Origin of the sequence: Nostoc sp. 'Peltigera membranacea cyanobiont' 213 (genome assembly GCF_002245975.1) — a bacterium.
In the GTDB taxonomy this organism is placed as follows: domain Bacteria; phylum Cyanobacteriota; class Cyanobacteriia; order Cyanobacteriales; family Nostocaceae; genus Nostoc.
On sequence record NZ_NOLI01000018.1, the window covers coordinates 1 to 20,354 of the forward strand.

Below are 20,354 nucleotides of genomic sequence, written 5' to 3' on the forward strand. Positions count from 1 at the left end.
GGGGAGCAGGGAGCGGGGGGGCAGAGGAAAAATAACTAATGCCCCATGCCCCTCATCCCTTTTGTCCAATCAAAAAATAAGTTGTCATTTTCCCTTTGCCTTTAACTTCGATTTCGCCTCGCTTTTCAAATAAAAATTCATTACGCAAAGACTTATAAGTATTTTCTGTAACCTGTATTTTACCAACAATACTTTGGGATTCCATGCAGCTAGCGATGTTTATCGTGTCTCCCCAAAGATCGTAAGTAAATTTGTTGAGGTCAATTACTCTTGCCACTACAGAACCGCTATGAATGCCGATACGGAGGTTGAAGTTTTGGTTATTCTCAGTATTAAATAGAGCGATCGCAGTTTGCATCTGGAGTGCCATTCTAGCGATCGCTTGAGCACGATCTGGGCGGCGTGTAGGTAAGCCACCAAGTACCATATAAGCATCGCCAATTGTCTTGATTCTCTCTAAACCATATTTTTTGGTGAGGCGATCGAAACTTGAGAAAATCGAATTGAGTAAGTTTACCACTTGAATTGCACTCATAGAAGCAGCTATTTCGGTAAAGCCAACGATATCTGCAAATAAAACTGTGACATCGGCAATGTTAGCTGATTCTGCTTTCAGTTCCTTGGAGATTGGGGTTGGCAAAATATTCAGCAATAAATGTAAATGTTCCGTTTCTTCCTGCCGCTCGCGCAGCGCTTCTTCTGCTGTTAGTCGCTGGGTGACATTGCGAAATATGCCACGAACTGCAACCGGATGACCTTCGGCAAATTTACAGTTAATATTACCTTCTAGAAAGATTGTTTGACCATCTTTAGTAACGAATGCCGCTTTTACTCGATCGAACTTTTCTCCTGATAGCACGCGATAAAATCTTTGCCAAAATTCTTGTTTAAACTCTGGATGTATAATATCGAAAACAGTCATATTCGCAATTTCAGCTTCGTTATATCCTAAAGTTTCTCGCCATGCACGGTTGACATACAAAAAATGACCAGATGCATTGACAGATTGAATCAGGTCATTAGCATTTTCAAATAAATCCCGATATCGTTCTTCGCTTTCTATCAAAGCATTTTCTGCTTGTTTGCGTTTGATAAACTGGGCAATTTGACTACCAATAGAACCCATCATTTGCAATAGGTCTTTATCTTTTAGTTGTACGTCCCGGCTAAAGAAAACCATCACTCCTAAGATTTCACTATCGTCTAAGATGGGGAAACCAAAAGCTGCGTGCAATCCAGCTTCAGCCGCAGGTTGCGATCGCCTTTTATCTCCATCTTCTGTAATATCTTGAATCCAAAGGGGTAAACGTCTAATCCAAATTCGACCAGGTAAGCCAACACTTGGTGTATAAGTAGTTTGCCAGGTGATTGCTTTAAACTCTCGCACAGAAATTACTCGACTTGACCAAATTTCGACACACCTTAGTACTGCATTGAGGCTGTGTTTATGTACCGATGTGCCAATATATTGACTTGGTGTCCAAAGTTCGCCTAAATCCCATCCTAAGTTTTGACAAATCGACTGCAAAATTTGTGGAATTGCCTGCTTTACACTCTGGGATTCTGATAATATTCGAGTGATAGCATACTGCGTACTTGTACGCTGTTCTCGATGTTTTTGAGCAGTAATATCTCGACCAATGTAGACAATATCTTCTAATCCTTTGATTTTTTTCGGAATTACTGAACAAGAAAAAGCAATCAACCGCTTTTCTCTAGTTTTAGTTCGACAAACTACCTCGAAGTTCTGGAATTTTTGCCTAAAATAAGAATGTTGATAAATGGCTTCTATTAATACTTGATCGTCATCAATTATTCTTGATATTGGCTGATTAATTAATTCTTCTTCACTAAAACCAAATAATTGTTGAGCTGCATTATTGAGTTTTTTTATTTTCCCTACGTTACTGGTTACTAATAAAGCATCTGGTAGTGAATCAATTACTTGATACATGTAATTATTGTATGACATTATAGTATCCACGTGCAGATTTTTATCCGATGCTTGCTGTACTATTTTTTGTTTTAGTACAAGTTTATCGGTAATATCTTCAATCAGAATAATTAACTTATTTTTTAATTCATATCATGCTTTTTATCGATAAAATATATATTCATGTATAGATAAAACTTCGGCTTTGTTCCTCATTAAATTGCTTCTAATTCAAACAGTTCTTGCTCTCCTTGCAGAATAGCTTCTAAAACTAAGTGTAGTTGAGCGAAAACGATTATCAGTAACTTTTTTGTTGGGTCGATCGGAATTAATTAAGTGAGGGTAAATAATATGTCTTATATCTTTTGGAGGATTGACAATTGAATGTAATTCTGGATGTAGTCATCAAGTTATACTTAATAGGGTAGTTTATAAACGATCGCTATTTTAGCAAAACTACTCCTGTGCAATCCTGTCTTGGGTAATGCTGAAAGTTATTTAAGTTATAGCGCTTCTGGGTTAAGTCCAATAGACCTAACAAGAACAGACCCTTCCCTAGTAGCATTGGGAAGTTAAGATGTATATAAATGAATGAAAAGCGTGCTGGAATTACTCAATCCAGTAGTGAAGCAAAATGAATAGATTAGAATCTCCAGAAGAGCAAGAGCAGATCGATTTCTTACACCGTCTCTTAATGGAATCTAACTCCACTGAACATCAGACGACAGGAGAAAATCTCCGCAATCGTAGTGATATTTTGTATCAGCTAGGAGTTGCTTATCTAAGGAATGAAGAACCGCTCAAAGCTAGAGAATATTTAGAAGAAGCCGAAAAAATAGCTGATGAGTTTCAAGATTCCAGCTTCCATGCTGAAGTCCTCTACGCATTAGGAGATTCTTATTATCAGCAAAGGCAATTTAATGCAGCGATCGCTTATTATCAAAAATATTTAACTATTTCACAGCAACTTCAGAATCATCGCGGCGAAATTGCAGCTTTGTTTGAACTGGGCAATGCTTATCTATACTTAAGACAATTTACACAGGCGGCAACCTTCTATCAACAGTGTCTAGAAATTGAACAACAAATAGGCGATCGCTATTCTTCAGCTAGCACCTACCATCAGTTGGGAAGAGTTGCCCAAAATTTGCGGGAATTTGAGGAGGCGCGGCGCTATTACCAACAAGCTTTGGCGATCAAAATCGAATTTGACGCTCGCCATTCTTTAGCTAGCACCTACCATCAGTTGGGATATGTTGCCCAAGATTTACAGGAATTTGAGGAAGCGCGACGCAATTACCAACAAGCTTTAGCGCTCAAAATCGAATTTGGCGATCGCTTTTCTTCAGCTAGCACTTACCACCATTTGGGAATGCTTGTCTATGAATTGCGAGAATTTGAGGAAGCACGGCGCTATTACCAACAAGCTTTGGCTATCAAAATTGAATTTGGCGATCGCTATTCTCAAGCTACCACATGTCAAAGTTTGGGAATGCTTGCCTATGAATTGGGGGAATTTGAGGAGGCGCGGTGCTATTACCAACAAGCTTTGGCTATCTATATTGAATTTAGCGATCGCTATGAGCAAGCACGCATCCACGAAAATTTGGGAATATTTGCCCAAGGATTGGGGGAATTTGAGGAGGCGCGGCGCAATTACCAACAAGCTTTGGCTATCTATATTGAATATGGCGATCGCTATGAGCAAGCACGCGTCCACCATAATTTGGGAACAGTTGCCCAAAGATTGCGAGAATTTGAGGAGGCGCGGTGCAATTACCAACAAGCTTTGGTTATTTATATTGAATATGGCGATCGCAATTCTCAAGCTAGCACATACTACAATTTGGGAAGAGTTGCCCAAGAATTGCGAGAATTTGAGGAGGCGCGACGCAATTACAAACAAGCTTTGGCTATCAATATCGAATTTGGCGATCGTAATTCCCAAGCACTCACATACCAGGAGTTGGGAAGAGTTGCCCAAGAATTGCAGGAATTTGAGGAGGCGCGGCGCTATTACCAACAAGCTTTGGCTATCGATATCGAATTTAGCGATCGCTATTCTTCTGCCAGCACATACCACCATTTGGGAATGGTTGCCCAAGAATTGCAGGAATTTGAGGAGTCGCGGCGCAATTATCAACAAGCTTTGGCTATCAATATCGAATTTAGCGATCGCTATTCTCAAGCAATCACTTACCACGCTTTAGGAATGCTTGCAGAAGCAGAAGAAAACTACCCAGAAGCGAGGGTTTATTTGCAGACAGCGTTGGAGATATATGTTGAGTATAAGGAAGAATATTGGGGAGCGATGGCACGGAAGGTGTTAGAGAGATTACCAGGTGATGGAGTGATTAGGCAGGCGTAGCAAGTCGATGCAATCGCATTGTTAGTCGATACAATCCCATTGTTAGTCGATACAATCCCATTATCACCCAATACAATGCCATTGTCAGTCGATACAATCCCATTGTTACCCGATACAATCGCATTGTCAGTCGGTACAATAGCATTGTTACCCGATACAATCAAATTGCAATAGGTTGCATTGAGATAACACGACGATGCAAATACTCAACCGCAAGACGGCACTTATTGGCAAGTAGTGCGATCGCATCAATACAATAGTGCTTACTTGCCAAAGTGATTTACTTTGCTGTATCAACGGTTGCCCATTTTTCTCAATCCACAAATCCTCAAAAGCGGTTTCAACTTTGCCATTGTGTTTTTCCAAGTGATTCAATGCGTATTGTGCAGGATCGTAATCTTTTGACACTCCCCGTAAGTGTCAAACTACGTCAAAATTTAAGTAAACGCGATCGCGCTTACCGACAATGCAAATTACCCAAAGTCTCCACACAGCAATTCTCGTAACTGACTTAGAACGCTCTGAACACTTTTATGGCAAAGTATTGGGATTATCTAAAATAGATCGTTCCCTAAAATATGCTGGTGCATGGTATCAAGTCGGCAACTATCAAATTCACCTGATCGTTGCACCTACTGTCCCCACCAAAAACCCTAACGAAAAATGGGGACGCAACCCCCACGTCGCTTTCTCAGTCGCTAACTTAGACGCTGCTAAACAAGAGTTGCTCAATCACAATTATCTCATTCAACCCAGCGCTTCCGGCCGTCCTGCTCTATTCACTCAAGATCCTGATGGAAATATTATCGAGTTGAGTCAGCAGTGAGAGGATTAGAGGATGTCTGAAAAGTTTTTTTGTATACACCTAAGACTTGGAGATCCCCCTAAATCCACGCCACTTGCTTCACTTGGGGAGACCCCAAGACCGCAGTGGCTCCCCTTCAAAAGGGGGACTTTAAGACTCTTATTCCCCCCTTTTGAAGGGGGGTTAGGGGGGATCAACAAATATTTGATACTTTTCAGACATCCTCTTAGGCACAAGGAGAATAACCATACCCAATGACAAATGACAAATGACAAATGACAAATGAAAATAATTGCCTACTCTTATACCAATCCGCTATTAGAATCTGCTCCCGATCGAGCCGATTGGGGATGGGAGGTAGATCGGGTTTATGAAGATTTTGGCAAGCGAGAGTCTTTTGGACACACTGCGCGAACGCAATTACAACAATTATTTACCGATTGCGAAACTGAACCGGCAGATTATCTTTTGATTCGGCGGTTGGAAGAATTAGGGGATACTGTAGAGGAAATTAGCGATCGCTTGCATCAACTCGAAGCAATGGGAGTAGCGATAATTGCCACTGAACAACCCTACACTTCCGAAAATTACCCTCTCGGCGCTGACTTGCTAAATTTGCTCAATGCAATTCAACGTCAACAACGCAGTCGTCGCATCCGTCAAGGACACGCCCGTAATCGGCTTGAAGTTGCACCGCCACCCGGTAAAGTTCCCTACGGTTATCGCAGAGGTAAGGGAAAATATACTATCGATCGCAGTACTTCACCAGTAGTCAAAGATTTTTTTGAACACTTTTTACTCTATGGTTCCCTACGCGGTTCAGTTCGCTACTTGGCAAAAAAATACGGCAAAAAAATCTCTGTAACCACAGGAAGACGCTGGCTAACTAATGCAGTTTATCGCGGCAATACAGCTTACCAAAATGGTGAAATTATTTCCAATACTCATATTCCGATAATTTCTCAAGACGAAGCAGCCCAAGTTGACCGACTTTTACGCCGTAACAGCCGTTTACCATCTCGAACTGCTAGTGCTAGGCGTTCTTTAGCTGGGTTGGTTGTCTGTGCTGAGTGTCAATCACATCTGACAGTTACTCGTGTCACTCAACGCAACCAAGATAAGGAGTATCTTTATTTACGTTCTACTAGCTGTCCTCAACGCCCCAAGTGTAAGGCTATTCCCTACCAAGAGGTGTTGGAACATACAATTGAAACCGTTTGCCATGACTTACCATTAGCTGTAGCGGGGATGAATTTTCCGCAATTGGATGCAGTCAAGAATAGTTTAGGACAAGCGATCGCTCGTCAGCAAGAAATACTTGCTCAGTTACCCGCTTTAATTACAACTGGAATTTTAGATGTTGAAACAGCAAAGCTAAGGGCTTACAAACTCCGCACAGAAATTTCTGCACTGGAAGCAAAGTTGGCAACGCTTCCCCCAGTTAACTTGCGTTCTGTTGCTCAAGCTGTTTCCATACCACAATTTTGGTTAGATTTGTCGGAAACAGAGCGAAGATTTTACTTTCGAGAATTTATCAGAAAAATTGAGATTACTGTTGAGGATAAAGAATTAAAACTCCAAGTTATTTTTATTTTTTAAATTAAAGGGACGTTTATAAATCATATATACGCCAGACGCGATAAATCGCCGTCTTTACAAGAATCAGTCCTTCGTAGAGACGGCGATTTATCGCGTCTCTTTCTTTTATCGCGTCTCTTGCCTTAATCGAACAGTATTGGAGGTGGGTTTTGTCTGTATAGCCGCGAATCACCTTTGCCATAGCTATCTTTGAGACGGTTGATCCTTAGTATAGGCAACAGGTTTTGGCCCTGCATTTCGCACATTGATAACTTTATTGAGGATATCAAACCAAAAAGGCGCACCCATCGCAATAGCGAAACCACTCACTACCCAACCGCAAATTAATTTGATAACTTGTGAAATTCTAATGTAAACCTGATTCGATTTCGTAGTATCTAATAACTCAAACTGTTGATTAATATTTTGCCATCCAATAGGTATAGAAGCATTGCCTAATAGTTTTTCAATGTCCCTTCTGGCTGCTGGATCGTTGATATAATCGATTCGTTGACTTGCGCTTTGAGCAATGGTAGAGCGGATAACTGAATCTTCCGACAGTCTTTTAATTAAGTGAAATGTATCAGTATTAGTTAAGAAGGCAATTGATATTCCAATTAAAATAGCAACTCCTTTGGCATTGCGCTTATAAACACCACTGGCTCGATCCATAGAGCGATCGAACCATGTTTCGACTTCATTTTTAAACTGATTTATTTCTTCAGTGAGATCGCCAACCTTTATCCGACTACGTTGAGCAATCACAGCAAGGCTTTTGATTAAACTATCAGGAACTTCATCCGGTAACTCATTATTAATAAAATCTACAAATTTCTGGTCAATATCTCCATAAACTTCTTGAATCTTTGTGTAACTTGCACTCGTTGGATCGTTAATGCCTTTTTTAAGTTCTTTATAAGATGCTAATATCATATGCAAGTTTGTTCTTGTTTCTTCACTAGGATGTTTTACATAATTAATTAGCTGAGGAATTTTTAAGGTATCTAATAAAGTAATTGAAAATGTTTCAGAAGGAAGATAGGAAGGTCCGCTTTGTTTTTCTAGTACTTGTTCGTCAGGATTTTTAGTAAGTCTCCGAAAATGCTTTTCTACTTTTACCTTGGTTTGTTGATTCAATGTATTAATCAAAGGATCGTTATAAAGTGTTTGGACTAACTTTATTGCATTAATAATATCTGACTTGTCACTTTCACTACCACCTGACAAAAGTAATTCAATTGACAGTTTTAAATGTTTAGCTCTCCATTGTAATAATGTGGCAATCAGTTCTTGAATTTCAGAAGCTAGTAAGCTCAAAATTAAGTAAATGAAAACTAAGCCAAGAGTAATATCTACAACTACAGGTAAATTCATTGATAGGCTCCAATAATTTATTAGCTGGTTATTTTTGTAAAAAATCCTTTGAGAAAATTGTATAACATAGATATTTTAATTAAATAATCGCTTAATTAAATTTAAAATCCCAAAACTTCTTAATTTGGAATTTTAGTTAACAATCATCTCTACAATAGTCGGGAATTATTCTTGATAACCTCAAACCTTATATTGACACCAATTTCTCTATGAAGATGCACCAAACGATATGACGAGCAAGCCAACAAGAAAAATTTGAAAATCAAAGTAAATTTCTATAAGCATTCAGCACATCATTTATAAACTGTAGCAATTAATTCATATTGTGCTGAATATAGCTAGTTTAAACTAAACAGACAAAAATGGAACTAAGCATTACATTTAAAATAAAATACAAGTTAATTTACGGACTAATAACCAGGTAATAAATAATTTTTTGGTTGTATTCTTTTTATCATTTATCGGATTATATGTTATTTCACTAATTAAGATAAATTTTTCAAAAAAGAGCGCTAATTAGATAAAGTTGAGTTAATCTTGGAAACTAGCAATTGTTAAGAATATACGTTGCTACTGGGTGGCAGCATTGGAGATTCGCTAGATGTCTCTATGTAATCAAACCAGCAAGTAAAATGATTAACATAGAATATGCAAGAAGGAAGCTTTATTTGGAGTCATCTAGAAAAACAGCATCGCACGGTTGGCAAATGGATTGATTGGGTATGGCTAATAGTATTGCTGTTGGCAGCACTGTTACTGTTTAGCATCAATCTAGGAGGATTGCCGTTGCGAGATTGGGATGAAGGGACTGTGGCACAGGTTGCTCGTGAAATTTGGCACGCTCCAGCAGGTTCAATGCGTTGGCTTTACCCAACGCTAGGAGGCGAACCATATCATAACAAGCCGCCTTTGATGCATTTGCTCATTGCTTGGGCTTATTCTCTAGGAGGCGAAAATGAGTTGACAACGCGCCTACCTGGAGCAATTTTAACAGCGACATCTGTCCCTTTACTGTATTGCATTGCTAGAGAGATATTTCGCCAACGTTGGGCTGCTATTTATAGCGCTTTAATTTATCTAACAATGCTACCTGTAGTGCGTCATGGGCGGCTGGCAATGTTGGATGGCGCAATGGTAAGTTTTTTGATGCTGATGATGTTGTGCGTGCTGCGATCGCGCCGAGATTTACGTTATTGTCTTGGTGTTGGTGTGAGTTTTGGCTTGATTTGCCTAACTCAAGGATTGCTAGGCGTATTACTAGGTGCGATCGCGATCGTATTTCTCTTTTGGGATACGCCACGACTGCTCACTTGTTACTATCTGTGGTTAGCAATCTTCATTGGTATTCTGCCTGTAGCTGCCTGGTATAGCGCCCAACTGATTCACTATGGTTACACTTTCGCCCAAGTTGGGCTTGTAAACCCATCACTAGGTCGAATTGGCTCATTTGTAGAGGGTAATCCTGAACCACCTTGGTACTATGTTGTTGAACTTCTCAAATACACATGGCCGTGGTTATTATTCTTACCACAAACTGTCCGCTTAACCTGGGAAAATCGCAACCTTAGTTGGGCAAAACTAGTAATGGCGTGGAGTGGTGTTTATCTGCTGGTAATTTCTTTCATGATTACCAAAGTTCCCTGGTATTTATTCCCGATTTACCCTAGTTTAGCTTTAGCTTTTGGTATCCAATTATCAGATACAGAAAATTCGCCTTTACTCTCATCCTATCCCCGTGCTTGGGTTGCTGGTTTGGCAATACTTGCTTTGGTTGCTTCTGCTGGTAGCATTTATTTCAGTTGGGGTACACCAAAAACAGACTTACAACTGATTTTTGCAGCAGTAGCCTTAACAATGACCTTAGCGGCTATTTTGGCAGAACGAGGCGACGGGCAATTTTTGAAGATTTTGTTTTGGGGAAGTTATCTTTCGCTGCTGCTGTTAATGAAATCTAACTACTGGGTTTGGGAATTATCTGAAGCTTATCCAGTTAAACCAGTCGCCGCCATGATTGTACGGGCAAATCCAGCTACGAGGAAGATTTACACGTCTTTTCCCTACCATCGTCCCTCGTTGGATTATTATAGCGATCGCACCATCATTCCCGCTTCTGTTGGCGAACTAGAATATTATTGGCACTACAACGGACAACCTTACTTCCTGCTTCAGGCTTCTGCTTTCAACAATCTCCAGCTAGATTCAATGAAGCTAATTGACCAAGCTGAAGGCTGGAAGTTAGTTACAAAAGAAATTAATCGTCTGTAAATGGGGGGCATTGGTCTATCCCCTTGCTGAGTGCAAGGGCTAAACGCCCCGCTACCGCTAACAGCACTCAGCACTGATGAGGGGCATTGGTATTCCCCTTCTGCCCTCTTCGCCCTGATATGCATTCGAGTCTAATGGGTATTGTTTGGCTAGACTCAGAGCATCTACTTATATTCTGCAAAAAATTAAGGAATCATTGCTACCTTAATTACCTGTCGCGCCTTCATCTCACAAAACACCTGTTCTAAATCTTTTAATGGCCGCTGTTCGCTAATAAGTAACTCAAAGGAAATTTTGCGACTAGCGATCAGTGCCAATGCCTCCCGCACATACTCAGGTGTATTATGAAACACACCTTTAATGGTCAGTTCGCTGTAGTGTAGCTGTTCTGTATTAACGGTAATGCTGGTATCCCGCGGACATCCACCGAATAAGTTAACTGTTCCACCAGGACGGGCGCAGGCGATCGCAGTTTCCCAAACACTTGGTACACCTGTCGCTTCAATAACTACATCTGCGCCCCATCCTTGGGTAAGTTCTTTCACCACACTGGGAATATCCGAGATTTGATGATAATTAAAGGTCTGGGCTGCACCCAATTTCTGACCAATTTCTAGCCTTTGGTGATTACCTCCCCACAGCAACACCTCGGCTTTCTCACTCAACGCCGCCACAAACATCAGCCCGATCGCCCCATCTCCTAAGATGACTACTTTATCTTTGGGCTTAATATTGGAACGGGCTACACCATGCAATACACAAGCTAAAGGTTCCGTCATGGCTGCTAATTCCCACGGCAACTCATCGGGTATATGCAATAAATTATGCTGTACTATCGCTGCGGGAATTCTCAAGTATTCTGCAAAAGTACCATTATTCCAGGTCAGATTCGGACATAATGAATACTCTTGACGTTGACAAAAAAAGCACTTCATGCATGGGGCGGAATTATTAGCGACGATGCGATCGCCCACTTGCCAATTTGTAACCCCTGCACCCAAGGCAACAATTCGCCCAGCACCTTCATGACCAAACAGCGTTGGCGGTTTCAACATCTTGGCATGACCACCACGCCGCCAGACTTTCAAATCTGTACCACAAGTTGTTGCTGTCTCTACTTGCATCACAACTTCGCCACCCGCAGGAGTGGGGTCAGCAACTTTTTCTAAGCGTAAATCTTCTTGCCCATAAAGTAACGCTGCTAACAAAATTTAAAACCTATCAATTAGATCCATCCGATTTTACCAGTTTGAGCTAATTGATAGATATCAACAAATCAGTCTTAATTTTTAGTCAAATTTTATTAATCTGGGTAACTTGGTAGAAATAAACCAAATTATATTACGAAACGTAAACAGGCTTAAAGCCCTTACTAATGACAAATGACAGCCCTTGCCAACTTACTTAAACAAATTGCAAAAACTAGGTATTTACCACTGGTTGGGGAAGCACTACAGTGTTCCGGGTTTCCACATTAGGCAAGCGAGTAGCAGTTAACAGTGGCACTTCTTGTCTGCACGACAGGCAAAACCAATATAGTTCGCCATGACGGGCATGACGCAGGAGGGAACCACCGCAGCATGGGCAGGTGTTGGCTCTCGTACTCATACTAATATTCTCCTTAAAAAAATTTGTTGTTTAAACTCAGCAAAAAAACTGTTGATTAAAAGTGGATTTTAGCAGCATGAATGCGACCATTCGATTCTATGCGGTCTTTAATAATTTGTCTGTAAACAGCTTCATATCCGTTAACCATTTGGCTAACGCTAAAGTTGTTTTCTACATATTTTCGACAGGTTTGACGATTGAGTTCCAAAGCTAGGGGAATCATTGCCGCCATTTCTGCATAGCTTTTGCAGATAAAACCTGTTTTCCCGTGGGCAATCACTTCAGGTACCGAGCCGAAATTCATGGCAATAACTGGTGTACCAGTTGCCATTGATTCAGTCATTACTAACCCAAAAGGTTCTTGCCAGTTAATAGGAAAAAGAGTTATGGCTGCATTGCCCAAAAGTTCAGTTTTTTCGGCGTGGTTAATTTCACCTAGATATTCAATTTGCTGACCATCAATGTGGGGGGCAATCTCTTGTTCAAAAAACTCAGAGTCTCCAACATCAACCTTTCCTGCCATCTTCAAACGCCAACCAGTCTGCTTTGCAATAGCGATCGCATATTGTGGCCCTTTTTCTGGCGAAAAACGACCTAAAAATGCTAAATATGGAGGTTCTGACGGTTGCGCTACAAATGGATAATCTGCTACCTCTATTCCGTTATAAACAGTGCCAACATAATTTAGATCGACTTGACGTTGCGAGTTACTAATACTGACATAAGGTTGCTTCTGATAGTAGCTAAATGCGTGACGGGTGTCGTTTGTAAAATTATTGTGCAGGGTATGCACTGTAGAAGTTGCTGTTATGAAATTCGCTAAAGGTAGTGCCGAAATCCCTACATGAGAATGGATAAGATCGAATTCGCTAGCACGTTGGTAAACTTGGCTTAGTTCTAGCATCTCGTACACTGCATACTCTTTAACATTTGGGTCTAAGCGTAATGCACGTGGATAAACTGCTTCTAAATGAGCCAAAGTTTGAGAATCACCAGAGGCAAATAAAGTTACCTCATGACCGCGACTAACAAGTTCATCAGTCAAGCGACTCACTACCAGTTCTATCCCTCCATAACTAAGAGGTGGAACTCTTTCCCATAAGGGGGCAACTTGAGCGATTTTCATAAGTTTTTTTGGTTCAGTCTATGAAATTGTTCTCAATATGATGAGTTGCATCATTATTGTATGAGAACAGAGCATTTCTACTCACTATTTTGAAATTTAAATTAACCTAACAGGCTACCAAAAGCACAATAACGGTTAACCGTCTCGCAAATTTTTTACCGACAAATCTAAAGGACTATCGGCAAAAGTCAACCCTGAGCTACATTTATAACCTATAGCAAATCAATTACTTATTGCATCTGTCTTGGGGATCATAATGAAGTAGAATGTTTTGTAGCAGAACTTACAAAATTGAATATTTGGTAGCTGGCAATACTAAAATGTTCAATGGGATCAAATGATTAAAGGTTTGTTTAAACGTAATTGGCAAATGGAAAAGAAATTATAAATATTAAGTAATTGTACAATAATTACATAATTTGTAATTATTAATTTACAAAGAATTCTGATAACTAATGAAAATCGCTACTTGGAACGTCAACTCAATTCGCACTCGCCTCGAACAGGTTACTGAATGGTTAACTAATAATCCTGTTGATGTTCTCTGCTTGCAAGAAACCAAAGTTGCGGATGCTGAGTTTCCGCGATCGCCTTTTGAGCAGTTGGGCTATAACCTTTATATATCAGGACAAAAATCTTATAACGGCGTAGCCCTGATTAGCCGCCAGCCACTTATAGACGTAAGTAGCGGGTTTAGGGCGATTTTGCCAGATTTACACCACGAATGGGATGAGCAAAAGCGGGTAATTACAGGTGTAATTGATGGTGTTCGGATTGTTAATTTATATGTTCCCAATGGTGCAGCAGTCGGAACTGAAAAATATGAATACAAACTGAGTTGGTTGACAGCGCTACACGAGTATTTGCGATTGCTTGTGCTGTCAGAACCTGCAATATGTGTGTGCGGTGACTTCAACATCGCCCTAGAAGACAAGGATATTCACGAGCAAGTGAGTACAGAAAATCACATTATGGCAACGGAAACAGAACGCCAAGCTTTACGGGATATTCTGCAACTGGGATTTGCCGATGCTTTCCGCAAATTCACCACAGAAGGCGGAAATTATAGTTGGTGGGATTATCGCGCCGCCGCCTTCCGTCGCAACTTAGGTTGGCGGATTGACCATCACTATCTCACACCCGTGCTGTACGAGCGTGCTACAAGTTGCGTCATTGATGCCGCACCCAGAAAATTAACCCAACCCAGCGACCATACGCCGGTAATTGTGGAATTTTGAATTTGGGCATGGGGCATTGGGGATAGCTCAATAATCAGTAGTTCTTCCTTTGCTCCCCCTGCTCCCTTGCCCCTTCTCCCCCATTCCCCATCAATTTAACGGCTTATATATATCCTCAGAACTGGGATTGAGATAAGGACGCTGTAAATCTATTAGGTGTCGCTCAAAGTGTTGGTCAATAACTCTCATCCGTTCTTCCATTGCATTCTTGCCTTTTTGCCAAGCTTCCAACAAAGCATTAGCGACGATTTGGCAACGGTTCATCCCAAAACTTTCTTGTGCGGCAAACTTTTGGGTTGGTTCCTCGGCTAAACCTAAACCTGGGGCTAAAAATTTTGTAAATAAAGGGATTTCGGGCTGGAAATGGGATTGGTTTTCTGGATAAATAGCCTGAAGGATTGTGCGAATTGCTGGATAGTCGGAGAGTTCAAAGTAGAGTAGCCCCGAATCATAGCGTCCGTATGCACAGGGATTGTGAAGAACTTGAAAGCTAAAGGGTATCGAGGCTGCATTCAATTGCAGTGTCAGACTTTCCATGAGAGCGATCGCACCAGATGGTGTAAAGTTAAAGTAAATTCGCCCTGCTCCCAAATCAGCATCAGGATTGCTCTGCTGTTCCTGTCCTACATTACTAACTGCTAAGTAACAGCCATTTTGCAATCGATTTTTGGGCATCCAGATTGCCACCATATCACCCACTTTGGTAGATTTCTTGCTGGATTTGAGATGGCAATCTGGCTCAATATAAAGTGTTAAACCGCCTTTAGTCACCGCCATAGTACCATCAGGTTCTTTCCGCAGAACCTCCCATCGAGGGTCAAAGTAACCTATGCCGTGATTACTGGCGTGTAATTGCTCGTAAAAGTTCCAATCAATTTCTAAGACGGAATTATCTGCTAAATTCTGCTTTGGCGGGTAATTATTACTATCACTGTTGACTGCTAAGGTACTTTGTAGAGAGCCATTGTAATATATTCCATAAAGAAAGTTTCGCAGCAATAAGCTGAGATATTTCTGTTGTAAGTCTACAGAATTTTGCTGAAATCTATCGGCTACTTTAGTCGGTAGAGCAAAGGGTTGATAATTGGGATGATAAATACAAAAATTTGACTCAATCTGAATATTCTTAGCAATGTCAAATAGAGAAGTTAGTGGTTGATTGATAGAGTAATTTAGCATTAATCCATTTAGAATTCAAACTTTAAAAAACAGAATTCAGTAGTCAGAATTCAGAATTATTCTACTACCTGCTATTAACAACCCCGAAGCCGGGTTTTTTCGTAATAGAGTCGAAGTAGCTGTGGCTCCTCTACAGGCTGAGGAAGTTTATGAACTTTTCCAACAGGGTTAAGGATTTCTGACTCTGATATCCCGAAAATAGTCAGTACGCCTTGCTGCGGCATAGTGAGTAAACTTTTAGCCACTTGCAGCATACAAATATCAGCATTATTAAAGGATTTCCGGCAGGTAATCATCTCCTGAATTTGATGAATCAGTGCTAGCCCTGCAAATTGAATAACGCGCACAATAAAGTCACTACGGTATTCCAAAATCATGGGGAAGGCATTTAGATAAGCTCTAATTAGAGCAATAATTGAAGGTTGTAGACTCTCCAACGGTGTCAACGCTAGATGTAGAGATTCTTGTAACTCAATGGTGGGATCTACTACAAGGCTATTGAGCCAAATGCCTAAATAGCTTGCGAGTAAAGTTCCTAAATCAAAAGCTGGATCTCCCCAAGAACAAGCTTCCCAATTAATTAGTTTTACTAGGCAATTGTCTAGTTTATCCCACCTGGAATGAACCAAAATGTTGTTCAATTTCAGGTTGTTGTGAGTCAAGCAGCAAGGATTCCAGGCATAAGCCAAATCTGCGATCGCAGATTCCAAACTCTCCGATTGCTGGTAGAGTAGATAGAATTTCAGCGCATCCGTGGGAACTGTGCCAAAAATCTCTGGCCCAATTGACTCTACCCCTTGCGCCGGATTGTAAAAGCCATAGCGAAACTCTCCTTGGGGAGCAGTTGCCATGAAATCCTTATATTCTCGGCGGTTGTAGGTTGCGCGATGGAGTCCCGCTAAAGTAGTGCCGATGGCAGTGGCAATTTCTTCTGGACAAATCTCATTGTTGTGGTAGAATGTCGCAAGTTCCCGATATTCACTTAAGTAGTTGCGAACAAGAATAGAATTCTCTTCGTCAAAATGGACTACTAATGGTGCGATCGCGGAAATATTGCCGAGAACGGGAAACTGCTGGAGCAACTGATGAAATAGCCACTCCTGAAACAATTCATGAGGAGCGCCGTCATTGTTTTTAACGTTACGTTCTTGTTTAACGAGCAGTTTCCGATTATCTGCTAGAGTCACGAGTAAATCGGAATTGTTCTTACTACTTCCTGGCAACTCAGATTTATCTGATGCGTCATCTTCTGAGCTACACAGCCCCGCTTCTTGCAGATACTGGATAACGTTATGAGAAGACAGTGATAATACCATGTATTACTTCCTACTTCATTAAATTACTTAAACTTATCTGTGTCGATATTTGGTTGTACTTAGCAGTTTTCGGTAGATAGTGAATAATAATAAAGATTCGTACAATCTACTAATATCCCATCTTTCCGATAAAAACCTGCCAAAATGGTACAAATTCCTTTACAATTGCTTTAAAATTCACTCCTAGATCCGGTGACATCTTTACACTTTATCAGCATAGTTACTTAGATACATCTAGAGCAAGTTTTGTGGTAGAGCCTTTTGATGTAGCAGCATCTCCAGCAAAAAACTGATTGGCGGCAGATGTTATTTGGTGTTGAGTAGTCATCCTGAAGGCAGCGAAGAATTTCAGTAATCCTTCGCAGAGGGAAGCATGACATTCAACGCTATTATTTTTATTTATCATCCCAAAGTCAAAAAAACCGGAATTTTTAGGCAATTAGTAATTATTTTTTTCTTTAATTTTTAGAATTGATGTCTGGAAGCCTTGTTATTACGTCATTTGTCTTACTTACGTAGTGTACATGACTAGAGGCGATCGTAGACAACGGTTACATGAGTGCATCTTATGGAAATGTAGTTTTGTCAAGTATGTTGAGCGAAAAAAGACCTCTCCCTGCTTTTACTATGTAAAACCGTCCCTCTCCGAGTCGGAGAGGGAAAAAGGTGAAGGAAAATTCAATAAGGATGGATATGTTAGAACTAGATGCGACTAAAGGTAAAGCTGTATGAGTGACAATAATTTGTTGTCTCGAATTTCTATGGATTCCAATATTTGTTTCGGTAAACCTTGCATTCGCGGACATCGTATTTGGGTTTCTCTAATCTTGGATTATTTAGCTGGCGGTACAACAATCGAAGAAGTTCTTGAAGCTTATCCAAGTATAGAAAGAGAAGATGTGCTGGCTTGTATCGCCTATGGTGCAGAGATGGCGCGGGATGTTTTTGTGGAACTTCCTTTGACAAAAAAGAAGGAAGCAAGTCCGTGAAATTAAAGCTAGACGAAAATATCGACTTGCGCGTTGTAACATTATTGCAGTTAGCAGGACACGATGTTGCCACAGTACCAGCACAAGGTTTAAGTTCTGCACCCGATCCAGAAGTTATTGATGTTTGTCGTCGTGAAGCTAGATGTTTAGTTAGTTGCGATCGCGGTTTTGGAAATCGTCTAAAATACAATCCCTCTGACTATTCAGGAATTGTGATTATTCGCTTACCCTCTCGTCCTAATTTTGCATTTTGGCAAGAAGCAATAGAGACACTGATTCAGGGGCTAAATGCCGCAGAGGTAACTGGGAAGTTGTGGATTATTCAGAGGGGAAGCATTCAGGAATATCGACCGATTGAGCCAGATGTATGATTGAGGGCAGGCTTTCCGGCCTACCCCACAAGACTTAACTCCTGGTTTCGATGTCGTATAACTGGCATAGAATGAGGAGTTTTTGTTTGAGGCGATCGCGCAGACTCTCTGGTGATACAATCACACAATCTTCCCAATAGCGCGATACTTCTCGAATCAACCAGAAAGGGTTCGCTACTCGGCGCACCACCTGACGCACATTATTAATCATGTCATCCTCAATATCATCTTCTTTAGGCTGATAGGCTTTGGCTAGCCAGCCATAAAAGTGTAATTGCACTTTTATATAATCAAGTTCATCTCGCCAATCACCACTTGTAGGTACAACAGACTTAATTCGCTCAAAGCTTAAACAACGATTGTGCCAAAGTTCAGGTAATTCTGGGATATCATTTTGTACGTCTGCTGTCTCTTCGCACCAGATCATTAGATAAAAGCGTTTCTCAAAAAAGCGCACCTCAGCATGACGGACTTTATAATCTAGCTCGTGACCTTGAGAGTTGGAATAGAGAAGGTAGAAAGGCTGTTTTGCTTTACTTAGTTCTTCTATCGTATTTCGCCATTCTTGGATAGGTTGACTAAGTTGTTTCATCAGTAATTGACGAAGAGGTGCTTCGAGATTGCCACGTTCTAGCAAAAGTGCAAGTACAGTTTGCGCTTCTCCAATGTGACCTGCATCATTCAAAGCTTTTATTGCCTGCTGTAAGGCATTAACTTGGTTAGAGTCAAGCGTAAAAGGCTTTCCGACCTCTACAGATTGTTGTGCGATCGCCACTATTAAGCCCGAAATACTCGGTTCTTTGCCCCAATTGATATTGAGACGGCGAGCGATCGCTTCTAGTTGTTCCTTAGTTCCTGGCGGAATTGACAGTGTAATCGTTTCTTTTTTTCTGGGCATCTATTATTTGTAATTACACTATTGACACAAATGGTATTTATAGCTATTTTATATGTATACCAAGTTAATCAATAATTTCAATACCAAAAAACACAATGTCACTCGCTAGGCAGATACGAAAAAAGCCAGAGCTATACCCTGGCTTGCAACCCCTGATAGGGATTTATGGACGAAAATAAACTGACCCCTATGTATACATGTCACTATTTTCAATCCCTGATAGGGATTCTAGGAATGTTTGGGGTCACAAATAAATATAACCCAATATGACACCAAACTAGAGGTTAGGGAAAACAGCATCAATGTTTATATGACACTAGACAAATAATATGTCTATACTAGGAGCAGGTAGATTTCGTTCAACCTGCAAGAGGTCATAGGTCATGAACTACTCAGTGGAATATATCGCTCACAAGATTGCTGAATATATGGTTCTGATTGACAAGTATCAACGCGAAATCCTCCGGTTGAGGAGGGTAATCGCAGATTTGAAATGTCAACCAGTAACTAATGAGGAAGGTGAAATCATAAGTTATAACGACTTTGAGAGCTAAATCTAGATAGCATTTAGCATTATATGATTAAGCGCAATAAGCTTCGATCATGACCAATGATCATTTGCTGTCCAGAATTTCCATTGACTCCAATATTTGTTTCGATAAACCTTGTATTAGAGGTCATCGTATAAACCATGAACGAACAAACATTACTAGAAAGAATCACATTTAACCCCCAAATCTTTGGTGGTAAACCGATCATTCGAGGTCGTCGTCTAGCTGTTGAACATATTTTAGGAATGTTAGCAGTAGGAGATACTATTGAAAGTTTGCTAGAAGCTTATCCCTGGTTAGAAAAAGAAGATGTACAAGCCTGCTTAGTCTATGCACGAAGATTAGTTGGTCATGAACGAGTTGAACCTTTATTGATAGAATACCCAAGGTGAAAATACTACTAGATACTTGCATTAATGCTAAGGTGCGTACCGATTTACAAACGGTTGGGTATGATGTAGTTTGGTCTGGAGATTGGCCAAAAGATCCAGGTGACGAGGAAATTTTAGCAACCGCCTATCGTGAAGGTAGGATTTTAGTCACCCTTGATAAAGATTTTGGAGAGTTAGCAATTCTGCGGGGAAATCCTCACTGTGGTATCTTGCGCTTAGTTAATCTCTCAACCAAAGAACAATCAATAGTTTGTTTGCGGGTACTTCAGCTTTACGGAAACGAATTATTCTCTGGTGCAATTGTAACTGCTGAATTAGATAGAGTCAGAATTCGCCCACCTGAAAATAGGGCTTGAAAATTCA

At 40.6% G+C, this 20,354-nt stretch carries 20 protein-coding genes; 10 read left to right on the forward strand and 10 right to left on the reverse strand.

Going from position 1 to position 20,354, the window contains the following annotated elements:
- Positions 1–52 precede the first annotated feature (52 nt).
- Positions 53–1,972, reverse strand: a complete 1,920-nt coding sequence (locus CDG77_RS07810; RefSeq protein WP_223269737.1) for an adenylate/guanylate cyclase domain-containing protein — start codon at positions 1,970–1,972, stop codon at positions 53–55.
- Positions 1,973–2,567: 595 nt separating this feature from the next.
- Here CDG77_RS07810 and CDG77_RS07815 point away from each other — a divergent pair.
- Positions 2,568–4,301, forward strand: a complete 1,734-nt coding sequence (locus CDG77_RS07815) for a tetratricopeptide repeat protein (RefSeq protein ID WP_094328834.1) — start codon at positions 2,568–2,570, stop codon at positions 4,299–4,301.
- A gap of 147 nt (positions 4,302–4,448) precedes the next feature.
- On the opposite strand, the gene CDG77_RS35250 is transcribed toward CDG77_RS07815, so the two are convergent.
- Positions 4,449–4,709: a hypothetical protein gene (locus CDG77_RS35250; protein ID WP_143856972.1), complete on the reverse strand. Its 261-nt coding sequence runs from the start codon at positions 4,707–4,709 to the stop codon at positions 4,449–4,451.
- Between the two features lie 58 nt (positions 4,710–4,767).
- Here CDG77_RS35250 and CDG77_RS07820 point away from each other — a divergent pair, with 58 nt between their 5' ends.
- Both CDG77_RS07820 and CDG77_RS07825 read left to right on the forward strand, forming a co-directional pair.
- Positions 4,768–5,127: a VOC family protein gene (locus CDG77_RS07820; protein WP_094328835.1), complete on the forward strand. Its 360-nt coding sequence runs from the start codon at positions 4,768–4,770 to the stop codon at positions 5,125–5,127.
- Between the two features lie 261 nt (positions 5,128–5,388).
- Complete coding sequence (locus CDG77_RS07825; RefSeq protein WP_094328836.1) at positions 5,389–6,705, forward strand: recombinase family protein; 1,317 nt, start codon at positions 5,389–5,391, stop codon at positions 6,703–6,705.
- 183 nt (positions 6,706–6,888) lie between these two features.
- Here CDG77_RS07825 and CDG77_RS07830 read toward each other — a convergent pair whose 3' ends face one another.
- A complete protein-coding gene (locus tag CDG77_RS07830; protein WP_094328837.1) occupies positions 6,889–8,058 on the reverse strand; it encodes a hypothetical protein in 1,170 nt (389 codons plus the stop codon).
- Positions 8,059–8,706: 648 nt separating this feature from the next.
- Here CDG77_RS07830 and CDG77_RS07835 point away from each other — a divergent pair.
- Positions 8,707–10,323 (forward strand): ArnT family glycosyltransferase, encoded by a 1,617-nt coding sequence (locus tag CDG77_RS07835; protein WP_094328838.1) that lies wholly within the window; start codon positions 8,707–8,709, stop codon positions 10,321–10,323.
- Between the two features lie 185 nt (positions 10,324–10,508).
- Here CDG77_RS07835 and CDG77_RS07840 read toward each other — a convergent pair whose 3' ends face one another.
- From CDG77_RS07840 to CDG77_RS07850, 3 genes are all read right to left on the reverse strand, one after another.
- Positions 10,509–11,531 carry a zinc-dependent alcohol dehydrogenase gene (locus tag CDG77_RS07840; protein WP_094328839.1) on the reverse strand — a complete coding sequence of 341 codons (1,023 nt, stop codon included), beginning with the start codon at positions 11,529–11,531 and terminating at the stop codon, positions 10,509–10,511.
- A 214-nt stretch (positions 11,532–11,745) separates the two neighbouring features.
- Positions 11,746–11,931 carry a hypothetical protein gene (locus CDG77_RS07845; protein WP_094328840.1) on the reverse strand — a complete coding sequence of 62 codons (186 nt, stop codon included), beginning with the start codon at positions 11,929–11,931 and terminating at the stop codon, positions 11,746–11,748.
- A gap of 55 nt (positions 11,932–11,986) precedes the next feature.
- Complete coding sequence (locus CDG77_RS07850) at positions 11,987–13,057, reverse strand: glycosyltransferase family 4 protein (RefSeq protein ID WP_094328841.1); 1,071 nt, start codon at positions 13,055–13,057, stop codon at positions 11,987–11,989.
- Positions 13,058–13,512: 455 nt separating this feature from the next.
- Here CDG77_RS07850 and xth point away from each other — a divergent pair, with 455 nt between their 5' ends.
- Positions 13,513–14,295, forward strand: coding sequence for an exodeoxyribonuclease III (xth, locus tag CDG77_RS07855; RefSeq protein ID WP_094328842.1), 783 nt, complete (start codon positions 13,513–13,515; stop codon positions 14,293–14,295).
- Between the two features lie 90 nt (positions 14,296–14,385).
- Here the strand turns inward: xth and CDG77_RS07860 are convergent, their stop codons facing one another.
- The 3 genes from CDG77_RS07860 to CDG77_RS35255 all read right to left on the reverse strand — a co-directional run bounded on the left by CDG77_RS07860 (position 14,386) and on the right by CDG77_RS35255 (position 17,229).
- On the reverse strand, positions 14,386–15,474 hold the full coding sequence (locus CDG77_RS07860; protein ID WP_094328843.1) for a T3SS effector HopA1 family protein: 1,089 nt from the start codon (positions 15,472–15,474) through the stop codon (positions 14,386–14,388).
- 74 nt (positions 15,475–15,548) lie between these two features.
- Entirely contained in the window at positions 15,549–16,790 is a 1,242-nt protein-coding gene (locus tag CDG77_RS07865) for an aminoglycoside phosphotransferase family protein (RefSeq protein ID WP_094328844.1), read from the reverse strand.
- Positions 16,791–17,010: 220 nt separating this feature from the next.
- Complete coding sequence (locus CDG77_RS35255; protein WP_143856973.1) at positions 17,011–17,229, reverse strand: hypothetical protein; 219 nt, start codon at positions 17,227–17,229, stop codon at positions 17,011–17,013.
- Between the two features lie 289 nt (positions 17,230–17,518).
- Here CDG77_RS35255 and CDG77_RS07870 point away from each other — a divergent pair, with 289 nt between their 5' ends.
- Both CDG77_RS07870 and CDG77_RS07875 read left to right on the forward strand, forming a co-directional pair.
- Positions 17,519–17,779 (forward strand): DUF433 domain-containing protein, encoded by a 261-nt coding sequence (locus CDG77_RS07870; RefSeq protein ID WP_094328845.1) that lies wholly within the window; start codon positions 17,519–17,521, stop codon positions 17,777–17,779.
- The gene (locus tag CDG77_RS07875; RefSeq protein WP_094328846.1) at positions 17,776–18,150 is read left to right on the forward strand and encodes a DUF5615 family PIN-like protein; all 375 of its coding nucleotides are present in this window, start codon (positions 17,776–17,778) and stop codon (positions 18,148–18,150) included. The genes CDG77_RS07870 and CDG77_RS07875 overlap by 4 nt, the downstream gene beginning before the upstream one ends.
- A gap of 34 nt (positions 18,151–18,184) precedes the next feature.
- Here the strand turns inward: CDG77_RS07875 and CDG77_RS07880 are convergent, their stop codons facing one another.
- Positions 18,185–19,048 carry a WYL domain-containing protein gene (locus CDG77_RS07880; RefSeq protein ID WP_094328847.1) on the reverse strand — a complete coding sequence of 288 codons (864 nt, stop codon included), beginning with the start codon at positions 19,046–19,048 and terminating at the stop codon, positions 18,185–18,187.
- A 383-nt stretch (positions 19,049–19,431) separates the two neighbouring features.
- Between CDG77_RS07880 and CDG77_RS36285 the strand changes: the two genes are divergently transcribed.
- The 3 genes from CDG77_RS36285 (at position 19,432) to CDG77_RS07890 (ending at position 20,347) form a co-directional block, all read left to right on the forward strand.
- Positions 19,432–19,602 (forward strand): hypothetical protein, encoded by a 171-nt coding sequence (locus tag CDG77_RS36285; protein WP_190233925.1) that lies wholly within the window; start codon positions 19,432–19,434, stop codon positions 19,600–19,602.
- Between the two features lie 137 nt (positions 19,603–19,739).
- Entirely contained in the window at positions 19,740–19,991 is a 252-nt protein-coding gene (locus tag CDG77_RS07885) for a DUF433 domain-containing protein (protein WP_094328848.1), read from the forward strand.
- On the forward strand, positions 19,988–20,347 hold the full coding sequence (locus CDG77_RS07890) for a DUF5615 family PIN-like protein (RefSeq protein WP_094328849.1): 360 nt from the start codon (positions 19,988–19,990) through the stop codon (positions 20,345–20,347). The genes CDG77_RS07885 and CDG77_RS07890 overlap by 4 nt, the downstream gene beginning before the upstream one ends.
- Positions 20,348–20,354: the final 7 nt, after the last annotated feature.

Coding starts and splice junctions, on each gene's coding strand:
- CDG77_RS07810 (WP_223269737.1), bottom strand. CDS start 1,972: ATGTCATACAATAATTACATGTATCAAGTAATTGATTCACTACCAGAT.
- CDG77_RS07815 (WP_094328834.1), top strand. CDS start 2,568: ATGAATAGATTAGAATCTCCAGAAGAGCAAGAGCAGATCGATTTCTTA.
- CDG77_RS07820 (WP_094328835.1), top strand. CDS start 4,768: ATGCAAATTACCCAAAGTCTCCACACAGCAATTCTCGTAACTGACTTA.
- CDG77_RS07825 (WP_094328836.1), top strand. CDS start 5,389: ATGAAAATAATTGCCTACTCTTATACCAATCCGCTATTAGAATCTGCT.
- CDG77_RS07830 (WP_094328837.1), bottom strand. CDS start 8,058: ATGAATTTACCTGTAGTTGTAGATATTACTCTTGGCTTAGTTTTCATT.
- CDG77_RS07835 (WP_094328838.1), top strand. CDS start 8,707: ATGCAAGAAGGAAGCTTTATTTGGAGTCATCTAGAAAAACAGCATCGC.
- CDG77_RS07845 (WP_094328840.1), bottom strand. CDS start 11,931: ATGAGTACGAGAGCCAACACCTGCCCATGCTGCGGTGGTTCCCTCCTG.
- CDG77_RS07850 (WP_094328841.1), bottom strand. CDS start 13,057: ATGAAAATCGCTCAAGTTGCCCCCTTATGGGAAAGAGTTCCACCTCTT.
- xth (WP_094328842.1), top strand. CDS start 13,513: ATGAAAATCGCTACTTGGAACGTCAACTCAATTCGCACTCGCCTCGAA.
- CDG77_RS07860 (WP_094328843.1), bottom strand. CDS start 15,474: ATGCTAAATTACTCTATCAATCAACCACTAACTTCTCTATTTGACATT.
- CDG77_RS07865 (WP_094328844.1), bottom strand. CDS start 16,790: ATGGTATTATCACTGTCTTCTCATAACGTTATCCAGTATCTGCAAGAA.
- CDG77_RS07870 (WP_094328845.1), top strand. CDS start 17,519: ATGAGTGACAATAATTTGTTGTCTCGAATTTCTATGGATTCCAATATT.
- CDG77_RS07880 (WP_094328847.1), bottom strand. CDS start 19,048: ATGCCCAGAAAAAAAGAAACGATTACACTGTCAATTCCGCCAGGAACT.
- CDG77_RS36285 (WP_190233925.1), top strand. CDS start 19,432: ATGAACTACTCAGTGGAATATATCGCTCACAAGATTGCTGAATATATG.
- CDG77_RS07885 (WP_094328848.1), top strand. CDS start 19,740: ATGAACGAACAAACATTACTAGAAAGAATCACATTTAACCCCCAAATC.